Genomic DNA, 8,609 nt, shown 5'->3' on the forward strand with positions numbered 1-8,609 from the left:
CGAATCCCTCACAGAGTGGGGTCGACCGCCGCTACCCTGCCAGTACCTGAGGGTTGACAAAGCGCACGTCAAGTTGGGGGTCGGCAGGATGGCGAAACCTCGTACTCCGCGCACGCAGCGGGAGAAGTACGGCGAGGAACTGAGGCTGCGGCGGGCCACCGCCGGCCTCACGCAGGAGGAACTCGGCGACCAGGTCGTGTGCTCGCCCACGCTCATCAGCCACTTCGAGGCCGGGAGACGGCTGCCGAAGCCGGACGACGCGCAGCGGATCGACCGGGCGCTCGGGACCGACGGGTTCTTCGCCCGGTGGCTTGAGGACCTGGACTCGAAGTACGACGACTGTTTCGCGGCAGTGGCCGAGTTGGAACGGCAGGCGACGCAAATCCAGCAGTTCGCGCTGGCTCTGGTGCCCGGGGTGCTCCAAACCCCGGCCTACGCAAGGGCGGTGTTCAGCGCATACCGGCCCAACTACACGGCTGAGGAACTTGACCGCGAAGTTGTCATTCGAACAGAGCGTGCCCGCATCCTTGACGGGCCGTCCAGCCCGGTTCTCTGGACACTCCTGGATGAAGGCGTCCTGCGGCGACGCGTCGGCGGCGCGCAGGTCATGACCGAGCAATTGCACAAGATCGCGAACATGGCCGAAGCCGGACGGTTGCGTCTGCATGTGGTGCCCCACTCTGTCGGCGCCCACCCGCTCCAACAGAGTCTGATCACGCTCATGAGCTTCGCGGACTCCGCGCCGCTGGCCTACGTCGAAGGTTTCCTCACCGGCAATCTGATGGATGATCCGGCGCTGGTGGCCGCAAGCCAGACGGCTTACGCTCTTACCCTGGGCGACGCGTTGTCGCAGCAGGAGTCACTGGCCCTCATCAGGACGGCAGCAGAGGAACACACGCATGACCAGCGGTGAGTGGTACAAGTCAAGCCACAGCGGCGGCAACCAGGGAGAATGCCTCGAAGTCGCCCGCAACCACCCCGCCGTCCCCGTCCGCGACAGCAAGGACGCCGACGGACCGGTGCTGGTCTTCTCCGTGGACGGCTGGGCGTCGTTCGTCGCGGCGGTGCGGGACGGGCGTATCAGCGGCTGAAGTCCAGGAACGCCGACCGCAGTTCGGGGTCGCGGAGGAGGCCGAGTGCTTCGGGCTCGCCCGCGAACAGGGCGTCGGCCGCCGGATGTCCGGACTGGTGGAACATGGCGACCAGGACATCGACGAGGGGGCGGTTCCAGGTGACCCGGACGATCTCCGCCGCCTTGTCGTCCTGCCCCCTGTCCCTGGCTATGCGCCACAACTCGAGCGAGTGCCTGGCCGTGGCGTAGGCGTCCCTGCGGCCCTTGACCAGGACGGCCCGGGCGTTGAGACCGAACACCTCGATACAGGTCCGGCCCCGGTCCGTCCGTGCCGTGTACGTTCCGAGCGGGAGGACGAGCCGCAGGTGGTCCAGGGGGTCCTCGGCGGTCGGGTCGACGAGCAGGGGCCCGCCTTCGGCCGTGGTCGGGAACAGGCTCCGCTTCTGGTTGCTGTTGCAGTACGAGCACGCGAGCAGGTGGTTGAGCCAGTCGAAGGTGCGCAGCGGGGTCAGGCTCTTCGGCTCGAAGTGGTCGATGTCCGTGCCCTGGCTGTCGCCGCAGTACATGCAGCGTTCGTGGCCGGGAGCCATCTCCGCGAGAGCGGTGAGCAGCGCGGGGCGGATCTGTCTGCGGTTCGCCCAGAGTCCCCTCGCCCTGTCCTTGCGTTCCTTCTCCGTCCGCCGCGCGCGGATGTCGTCGGTGTAGTCCGTCAGCTGTGCCGTCGTGGCGGACGGCAGCGGGACGCGCCGCAGCCGTATCACTCGGCCGCTTCCCTCGCGGCGCCCTGGGCGATCTCCTCAGCGATCCGGTGGAGATGGGCGGACACCTCGTCCACGCGGGCCGTCGGCGAACTGGTGAGCCGCTCCTTGAGTTCCCGGTAGCGGGCCAGCGACTCGGGGGACGTGGCGCCGTCGTAGATCTGGGCCTCCAGTTCCACGAACTCGGCCCTGGCCTGCTCGGCCCGCTCGGAGTACGGCGTGTCCAGACCGAACAGGTCGGAGAGGACGGCGTCGTCGCCGCTGCCGTACACCACCCGGTCGTAGAGGTCTGGGTCGATGACCTCGGGCGGGCGGGCCTCGTCCACGCCGGGCAGCCGGATCAGTCCGCCGGGGTCCGCGGCCTGGCAGATGTAGGGGCTGTGGGTGGTGACGATGAACTGGATGCGGGGGAAGTGCGCGGTCAGCCAGGGGCCGATGCGGCGCTGCCAGGAGACGTGCAGATGGGCGTCGATCTCGTCGATGATGACGATGCCGGGCGCGTGGTTGATGCGCAGTTCCCCGTTCGCGATGCGTCCGAGGGTGTCCTCGAACGTGTCGTGGATCTGCTTGAGGATGTCGACGACCAGCGCCGCCACCGTACGGAACCCGTCGCTCATCTCCCGCAGCGGGAAGCGGTGGCCGTCGCGCTCGACCCACAGGCCCTCGGAGTCGACGTCGACTATGCGGTATCCGTCCGGCAGCAGCCCGTCCTGAAGGATCGCCAGCGCGGTCCGTTTGAGTTCGGCGGCGCCCGGCCGGCCTTCGAGGGCCCTCAGATGCTGCTCGATCAGCCAGGCGACGCCCTCGGCGAGCGAGGCGTCCTCGTGGAAGAGACTCGCGTGTCTGGCCACCTGCCCGGACGCCAGCATCAGCCGCTGCGCCTCGCCGGAGCCCCCGGCCATCCGTCTGAACGGCCCGTAGGACGCGCAGAACCAGCCCTCCGGATTGTCCGCCCAGGGGCCCCGGCGGGCGATGCTGATCCGGGCTCTGGTGTAGCTGAGTTCGCGCAGCGCGGGCTGGGCGCCCTTGGGGGGTACGGCCCAGGCGAGGCCCGCCCTGAAGGACCCGATGGGCGGGCGCCCGTGGGAGAACCGGTCGTACACCGTGTCCCGGGTGATCTCGACCTCGATCCGCCCCGACCTGGCTCCGCGCGCGATCCAGTTCTCGAACCCCGGCATCAGGCTGCGCGCCGCCACGGACCCGCTGAGGGCGAGCGCCATGGCCCGCAGCAGTGTCGTCTTCCCGGACCCGTTACGGCCGGCGAGAACCGTCCAGCCCGTATGACTCCCGTCGGGGCGCGTCAGAGTCAGGTCGACCTCGCGGGGGCCGTGGAAGGACTTGATGTCCCGCACGGTGATCCGGCTGACGTACATGAGAATCGATCCTACGGTCGGGCGGCCATCAGCGGTTCAGGTCCATCACCCCGACCCCGAGCCCTTCGTACGGCTCCGGCGCCACGGAGGCGATCAGGCCGCCCATCGGGAGCGTCTGGTTCGGACGCGCGGTGTGCACGGCGGCGGAAACACCGAAGTCGACGCCCGCGCGGCCCAGTTCGGCGATGGTCACCGCCATGGCGTAGTCGTCGTCGACGAGATGGAGTACGTCCACCAGCACGCCCACATGGTCGACGATCCCGGCACGTTGGCGCTCGGCCTCCAGGAGACACAGGACTGGCACCCACAGACGCACGTCGTCACTGGCGGCAGCGGCATGGATGAGGCCGGAGACCTGCTTGTCGCCTCCCATCGCCAGGAGGGTGGGGGTGTCGAGGACGTAGTGCTCGGTCCAGCTCAAGGGGACAGCTCCGTCTCGGCCGGGGCGGCACGGTGAGCAGCGGCGGCCTCCCGCATCTTGCGCCGCATCTCGGCGGACTCCTCGTCCGACACGTAGTGCCCGAAGCGCTCGGCAAGCACCGCACGCGTGCGGTCGGCCCGTTCCCTGATCTGCTCCGGGGTCAGCGTCTGAGCGGCGATGTCCTGCATGAGGGCACGGAGGCTGGTGCCTCGCGCCTCGGCCACGGCGGCCAGTTGGTCACGGACTTCGGCGGGCACACGGATCATGACGTCGGACATGCGTCGAGTATACGTGACGTATACGGCGGCGGCCGGAGAACAGGTCACCCCGTTCCTCGGCCGCCGCCGCACAGCGCTACGCCGTGTGTGCCACGAAGCGTTGCGCCGTTTCCGTGAGGACCTCGCGGCCGTCCCGGGACCACAGTTCGTCGTTGAAGAGTTCGACCTCGATGGGGCCCGTGTAGCCGGCCGCCTCGACGTAGCCCTGCCACTCGCGCATGTCGATCGCGCCGTCGCCGATCTGGCCGCGGCCGTTGAGGACGCCCTCGGGGAGGGGGGTGGTCCAGTCGGCCAGCTGGAAGGTGTGGATGCGGTTGCCTGCGCCCGCTCGGGCGATCTGGGCGGGGGCCTGGTCGTCCCACCAGATGTGGTACGTGTCGACCGTGACGCCGACCTGGTGGGCCGGGAAGCGTTCCGCGAGGTCCAGGGCCTGGGTGAGGGTGGAGACCACGCAGCGGTCGGACGCGAACATCGGGTGGAGGGGCTCGATGGCCAGGCGGACCCCGTGCTGTTCGGCGTAGGGGCCGAGGACGGACAGGGCGTCGGCGATGCGTTCGCGGGCGCCGTGCAGGTCCTTGGAGCCGGCGGGCAGGCCGCCGGAGACCAGGACGAGCACCTCGGTGCCAAGGGTGGCCGCCTCGTCGACGGCTCGGCGGTTGTCGTCCAGCGCCTTGGTGCGCTCCGCCGGGTCGATCGCCGTGAAGAAGCCGCCGCGGCAGAGGGTGGTGACCGTCAGGCCCGCGTCGCGGACCAGTTTGGCGGTCGCCTCCAGGCCGTACGTCTGGACCGGCTCGCGCCACAGGCCGACGTTGGTGATGCCCAGTTCGCGGCAGGCCTCCGCCAGTTCGGGCATCGACAGCTGCTTGACCGTCATCTGGTTGATACTGAAACGCTCAAGACCGGTCACTGGGCGACCCCGTACAACGCGAGCAGGTTCTTCATCCGTTCCTCGGCGAGTTTCGGGTCGGGGAACAGGCCCAGGCCGTCGGCGAGTTCGTAGGCGCGGGCGAAGTGCGGGAGGGAGCGGGCCGACTGGAGGCCGCCGACCATCGTGAAGTGGGACTGGTGGCCGGCCAGCCAGGCCAGGAACACCACGCCCGTCTTGTAGAAGCGGGTGGGGGTCTGGAAGAGGTGGCGGGACAACTCCACCGTGGGGTCCAGGAGTTCGCGGAAGCCGGCCACGTCTCCCGTGTCCAGGACGCGGACCGCCTCCGCCGCCAGCGGGCCGAGCGGGTCGAAGATGCCGAGCAGGGCGTGGCTGAAGCCCTGCTCGTCGCCGGCGATCAGCTCGGGGTAGTTGAAGTCGTCGCCGGTGTAGCAGCGGACACCCTGCGGGAGGCGTCGGCGCAGGTCGACCTCGCGTTGCGCGTCCAGCAACGACACCTTGATGCCGTCGACCTTGTCCGGGTGGGCGGCGATGACCTCCAGGAACGTGTCCGTCGCCGTGTCCAGGTCGGACGAGCCCCAGTAGCCCTCCAACGCCGGGTCGAACATCGGGCCCAGCCAGTGCAGGACCACCGGCTCGGTGGCCTGGCGGAGGAGGTGGCCGTAGACGTCGAGGTAGTCCTCGGGGCCCTTCGCGACGGCCGTGAGCGCTCGGGAGGCCATGAGGATGGCCTGGGCGCCGGAGTCCTCGACGAGGGCGAGCTGCTCCTCGTAGGCGGCACGGACCTCGGCGAGGGTCGCCGGGCCGGTGATCTGGTCGGTGCCCACGCCGCACGCGATACGGCCGCCGACCGCCTTCGCCTCGGCGGAGCTGCGGCGGATCAGTTCGGCCGCGCCCGCCCAGTCCAGGCCCATGCCGCGCTGGGCGGTGTCCATCGCCTCGGCCACACCGAGCCCGTGGGACCACAGGTGGCGGCGGAAGGCGAGGGTGGCGTCCCAGTCGACGGCGGCGGGCGAGACGTCCGCGTACGGGTCGGCGACGACGTGCGCCGCCGAGAAGACCGTACGGGAGGTGAAGGGGGAGCCGGAGGTGAGGGCGAGGGGCTCGGTGCGGGGTTCGTAGGTGCGCAACCCGCCGGAACCGTCGGGGAGTTCGATGGTCACAGCGCGACCTCCGGGACCTCGAGGCGGCGGCCCTCGACGGAGGACTTCAGGCCCAGCTCGGCGAGCTGGACGCCGCGGGCGCCGGCCAGCAGGTCCCAGTGGTAGGGGGCGTCGGCGTAGACGTGCTTGAGGAACAGCTCCCACTGGGCCTTGAAGCCGTTGTCGAACTCGCCGTTGTCCGGGATCTCCTGCCACTGGTCGCGGAAGGAGTAGGTGGCCGGGATGTCGGGGTTCCAGACCGGCTTGGGGGTCGCGGAGCGGTGCTGGACGCGGCAGTTGCGCAGGCCGGCGACCGCCGAGCCCTCGGTGCCGTCGACCTGGAACTCGACGAGTTCGTCGCGGTTGACGCGGACCGCCCAGGAGGAGTTGATCTGGGCGATGGCGCCGCCGTCGAGCTCGAAGATGCCGTACGCGGCGTCGTCGGCGGTGGCGTCGTAGGGCTTGCCGCTCTCGTCCCAGCGCTGCGGGATGTGGGTGGTGGCGATGGCCTGGACGGACTTCACCCGGCCGAACAGCTCGTGCAGGACGTACTCCCAGTGCGGGAACATGTCGACGACGATGCCGCCGCCGTCCTCGGCGCGGTAGTTCCAGGAGGGGCGCTGGGCGGGCTGCCAGTCGCCCTCGAAGACCCAGTAGCCGAACTCGCCTCGGATGGAGAGGATCCGGCCGAAGAAGCCGCCGTCGATGAGGCGCTTCAGCTTGAGCAGGCCGGGGAGGAAGAGCTTGTCCTGTACGACGCCGTGCTTGACGCCCTTCTCCTGCGCGAGCCGGGCCAGCTCCAGGGCGCCGTCCAGACCGGTGGCCGTCGGCTTCTCCGTGTAGATGTGCTTGCCGGCGGCGATCGCCTTCGTGATCGCCTCCTCGCGGGCGGAGGTGACCTGGGCGTCGAAGTAGATGTCCACGGTCGGGTCGGCGAGGACCGCGTCGACGTCGGTGGACACGTGCTCCAGGCCGTGCTCCTCGGCGAGCGCCTTCAGCACGTGCTCGCGGCGGCCGACGAGGATGGGTTCCGGCCACAGCACGGTGCCGTCGCCGAGGTCGAGTCCGCCCTGTTCACGGAGGGCGAGGATGGAGCGGACGAGGTGCTGGCGGTAGCCCATGCGCCCCGTCACACCGTTCATGGCGATACGAACCGTCTTGCGTGTCACGTCGATCCTTTCGTAGGCGTAGTACGCGGTGGTGTGCGCCGCGTACGCCTCTTCCTGATGAGCGTTACAGCAAGCGCTTTCTATCCAAGGAGAAGCTAGCCTCTGACCAGTGGTCCGGACAAGACCGTGTCCATCCCGAGTTGTTCGAGGGGGCGAACGGTAGGGGCGAGTGGCCTTAGGGTCAGCTCGACACGCCCGCGCCCGTGACCACGGCGGGGAGTGTCCACGAGGCGTACAGAGACGTACGGGGACGTATGGCGACGTACGGGGATCTACGACGACGTACGACGACGTACGACGAGATGCGCTACCGGAGGACGACGAGATGACGGTGACCCTGGCGGACGTGGCGGCGCGTGCGCAGGTCTCGCCCGCGACGGTGTCGCGCGTGCTGAACGGGAACTACCCCGTGGCAGCCACCACCCGCGAGCGGGTGCTGCGGGCGGTGGACGAACTGGACTACGTGCTGAACGGGCCGGCCAGCGCGCTGGCGGCGGCCACCTCCGACCTGGTGGGCATCCTGGTCAACGACATCGCCGACCCCTTCTTCGGGATCATGGCGAGCGCGATCCAGTCGGAGATCGGGGGGCCGGGCGGCCGGGCCGGGGGCGAACGGCTCGCGGTGGTCTGCAACACCGGGGGGACGCCGGAGCGCGAGCTGACCTATCTGACCCTGTTGCAGCGGCAGCGGGCCGCGGCGGTGGTGCTGACCGGCGGGGCCGTGGAGGACCAGCCGCACGCGGCGGCTGTCGCGGCGAAGCTGCGCAAGCTGGAGGAGGCCGGGACGCGGATCGTGCTGTGCGGCCGGCCGCCGGCGCCGGGCACCTCGGCGATCGCGCTGACCTTCGACAACCGTGGCGGCGGACGGGAGCTGACGGACCATCTGCTCGGCCTCGGCCACCGGCGGCTGGGCTACATCGCGGGCCCGGAGGAGCGGACGACGACCCGGCACCGCCTGGAGGGCCACCGCGCCGCCCTGGCCGCGGCAGGCATCGAGGAGGACCCGCGCTGGACCGTGCACGGCCGCTACGACCGGCGGGCGGGGTACGAGGCCACGCTGGAGCTGCTGCGCCGCGACCCGTCGCTGACGGCGGTCGTCGCGGCGAACGACTCCGTCGCCCTCGGCGCGTGCGCCGCGCTGCGGGAGTCCGGGCTGCGCATCCCGGACGACGTGTCCGTCGCCGGCTTCGACGACCTCCCCTTCAGCATCGACGTGGTGCCCGCGCTCACGACGGTACGGCTGCCGCTGGCGGAGGCGGGGGCCCGCGCGGGCCGCATCGCGATGGGCCGGGAGGAGCCGCCGCCCGGGGGGATCGCCACGGTGCGGGGGGAGTTGATGGTGCGGGGGTCTTCGGGGGTGCCGAGGAAGTAGCGGCGCGATGGATGAGGCGACGGGGGGTTCGTCGGGGGCGGCGGCTCGGGGCGGGGAAGCGGCGCGCCGCGGGCGGGACGACGGGGGTTCCCCATCGGCGAGACCGGGAGCGGGAGCGGGGGCTCGGGGCGGGGAAGC

10 protein-coding genes are annotated in these 8,609 nt (G+C 70.5%); 3 read left to right on the forward strand and 7 right to left on the reverse strand.

The window, feature by feature from the left end; all coding sequences use genetic code 11:
- The first annotated feature begins 88 nt into the window (after nt 1-88).
- Together ACFPIH_RS46550 and ACFPIH_RS46555 are read left to right on the forward strand one after the other, a co-directional pair.
- Nucleotides 89-913: a helix-turn-helix domain-containing protein gene (locus ACFPIH_RS46550; RefSeq protein WP_381170540.1), complete on the forward strand. Its 825-nt coding sequence runs from the start codon at nt 89-91 to the stop codon at nt 911-913.
- The gene (locus ACFPIH_RS46555) at nt 900-1,091 is read left to right on the forward strand and encodes a DUF397 domain-containing protein (RefSeq protein ID WP_381170538.1); all 192 of its coding nucleotides are present in this window, start codon (nt 900-902) and stop codon (nt 1,089-1,091) included. Before ACFPIH_RS46550 ends, ACFPIH_RS46555 begins: the two co-directional genes overlap by 14 nt.
- Here the strand turns inward: ACFPIH_RS46555 and ACFPIH_RS46560 are convergent.
- From ACFPIH_RS46560 to ACFPIH_RS46590, 7 genes are all read right to left on the reverse strand, one after another.
- On the reverse strand, nt 1,081-1,833 hold the full coding sequence (locus tag ACFPIH_RS46560; RefSeq protein WP_381170536.1) for an HNH endonuclease: 753 nt from the start codon (nt 1,831-1,833) through the stop codon (nt 1,081-1,083). The genes ACFPIH_RS46555 and ACFPIH_RS46560 overlap by 11 nt on opposite strands.
- Nucleotides 1,830-3,203 (reverse strand): AAA family ATPase, encoded by a 1,374-nt coding sequence (locus ACFPIH_RS46565; RefSeq protein ID WP_381170534.1) that lies wholly within the window; start codon nt 3,201-3,203, stop codon nt 1,830-1,832. The genes ACFPIH_RS46560 and ACFPIH_RS46565 overlap by 4 nt, the downstream gene beginning before the upstream one ends.
- 28 nt (nt 3,204-3,231) lie before the next feature.
- Nucleotides 3,232-3,624 carry a PIN domain-containing protein gene (locus ACFPIH_RS46570; protein ID WP_381170532.1) on the reverse strand — a complete coding sequence of 131 codons (393 nt, stop codon included), beginning with the start codon at nt 3,622-3,624 and terminating at the stop codon, nt 3,232-3,234.
- Complete coding sequence (locus tag ACFPIH_RS46575; RefSeq protein ID WP_381170530.1) at nt 3,621-3,902, reverse strand: Arc family DNA-binding protein; 282 nt, start codon at nt 3,900-3,902, stop codon at nt 3,621-3,623. Before ACFPIH_RS46575 ends, ACFPIH_RS46570 begins: the two co-directional genes overlap by 4 nt.
- 76 nt (nt 3,903-3,978) lie before the next feature.
- Nucleotides 3,979-4,776 (reverse strand): sugar phosphate isomerase/epimerase family protein, encoded by a 798-nt coding sequence (locus ACFPIH_RS46580; RefSeq protein ID WP_381170528.1) that lies wholly within the window; start codon nt 4,774-4,776, stop codon nt 3,979-3,981.
- Between the two features lie 29 nt (nt 4,777-4,805).
- Nucleotides 4,806-5,951 (reverse strand): dihydrodipicolinate synthase family protein, encoded by a 1,146-nt coding sequence (locus tag ACFPIH_RS46585; protein ID WP_381170526.1) that lies wholly within the window; start codon nt 5,949-5,951, stop codon nt 4,806-4,808.
- On the reverse strand, nt 5,948-7,099 hold the full coding sequence (locus ACFPIH_RS46590) for a Gfo/Idh/MocA family protein (RefSeq protein ID WP_381170524.1): 1,152 nt from the start codon (nt 7,097-7,099) through the stop codon (nt 5,948-5,950). Before ACFPIH_RS46590 ends, ACFPIH_RS46585 begins: the two co-directional genes overlap by 4 nt.
- 325 nt (nt 7,100-7,424) lie before the next feature.
- Here ACFPIH_RS46590 and ACFPIH_RS46595 point away from each other — a divergent pair, with 325 nt between their 5' ends.
- A complete protein-coding gene (locus ACFPIH_RS46595; protein WP_381170522.1) occupies nt 7,425-8,471 on the forward strand; it encodes a LacI family DNA-binding transcriptional regulator in 1,047 nt (348 codons plus the stop codon).
- Nucleotides 8,472-8,609: the final 138 nt, after the last annotated feature.

It is taken from the genome of Streptomyces vulcanius, assembly GCF_042653945.1.
Lineage (GTDB): Bacteria > Actinomycetota > Actinomycetes > Streptomycetales > Streptomycetaceae > Streptomyces > Streptomyces mangrovi.